Raw genomic sequence first — 1,142 nt, 5'->3', positions numbered from 1 at the left:
GACGGCGCGCCGGCGTCTTGCGATCGAAGCCGCGCACCCGCACCGTGTCGTTCGCGGGCGCCACGATCTCCGCCACCGTCTCGGCTTCGGCCGCGTTCTCTTCGAGGTCGGCGAGCTGCAGCTCGAGCTGCTCGATGATGGCACCGCGCTCCGCCGACTAACCGAATCGCTCGTGCCGCAGCTTGGCGATCAGGAACTTCATCTTCTCGATCAGCAGCGCCCGCGCATGCATTTCCGCTTCGGCCGCGAGCCGCGCCGCGCGCTCGGCGAGCAGCATCGCCTGCAAGGTCGCGACGTCGTTCGGGAGGGAGGCATCGGCGGCGTCCATACCGCTGATTGAATCACACGCCGTCGCGCTTGTGATCTCACGACGACGTGCTGATTCACATGTCTCGCGTCAGCCCGCCGCCTGCGGTCGCCATGTCCGCTGCGGCATCCGCCAGTCGATCCCTTCGAGCAGATAACCGAGTTGCGCCGGCGTGATCGTCACCGTCCCGTCCGCCGGAGACGGCCAGATGAATCGCCCACGCTCCAGCCGCTTCGCGAACAGGCACAGCCCCTGGCCGTCATGCCACAAGACCTTGATCAGATCGCCGCGCCGCCCGCGGAACACGAACAAATGACCGCCGTGCGGATCGTGCCGCAGCGTCTCCTGCACCATCAGGGCGAGCCCATCGAAGCCCTTGCGCATGTCGGTGTGGCCGGTCGCCAGCCACACCCGCGTGCCGCTCGGAACCGGGATCATCGCCGCAGTCGCCGATGCGCACGCGCCAGCGCTCCGATCATGGCCGAGGCCATCGCCGGGTCGACCGCGCCGCTGATCCGCATCCGCGCGACGCCCGCGAACGCGATCTCCACCACGCCGTCCGAAGCGGGTGCTGGGAGCGCGGGGATGCGCGCCGCGGTCATCGCCGCCGGCTCGGCCGCGACCGTCACCGCGGCGAACGCCGGGGAGGTCTCCGCCGGGCTCGATGCCGAAACCGGGCTGCAAAGCTGCTGCCGCCACCGGAACAGTTGGCTCGCATGGATCCCGGCCGCCCGCGCCACCTCGGACGCAACCGCCCCAGGCTCCAGCGCCGCCGCCACGATCCGTTCCTTCTCCGCTCGCGACCACCGCCGACGCCGCTGCACCGACGTGATCA

The 1,142-nt window shown here is 70.2% G+C and carries 3 protein-coding genes; 1 reads left to right on the top strand and 2 read right to left on the bottom strand.

Features of this window, described 5'->3' with window-relative positions:
• A partial coding sequence (locus tag ACFSOX_RS23620; RefSeq protein WP_378480265.1) for a hypothetical protein occupies positions 1-340 on the top strand: 340 nt, incomplete at its 5' end.
• 57 nt (positions 341-397) lie between these two features.
• On the opposite strand, the gene tnpB is transcribed toward ACFSOX_RS23620, so the two are convergent.
• Together tnpB and tnpA are read right to left on the bottom strand one after the other, a co-directional pair.
• Positions 398-745, bottom strand: coding sequence for an IS66 family insertion sequence element accessory protein TnpB (gene tnpB, locus ACFSOX_RS23615; protein ID WP_378480264.1), 348 nt, complete (start codon positions 743-745; stop codon positions 398-400).
• A partial coding sequence (tnpA, locus tag ACFSOX_RS23610; RefSeq protein ID WP_378480263.1) for an IS66-like element accessory protein TnpA occupies positions 742-1,142 on the bottom strand: 401 nt, incomplete at its 5' end. The genes tnpB and tnpA, both read right to left, overlap by 4 nt.

The sequence above is a fragment of the Rhodoplanes azumiensis genome (genome assembly GCF_042682915.1).
Taxonomy (GTDB): domain Bacteria; phylum Pseudomonadota; class Alphaproteobacteria; order Rhizobiales; family Xanthobacteraceae; genus Rhodoplanes; species Rhodoplanes azumiensis.
Note: the sequence above shows the minus strand (reverse complement) of the source record. Positions and strands in the feature narration are given on the sequence as shown.

Excerpts from the sequence above, each read along its gene's own strand:
- tnpB (WP_378480264.1), bottom strand. The coding sequence starts at position 745 with ATGATCCCGGTTCCGAGCGGCACGCGGGTGTGGCTGGCGACCGGCCAC.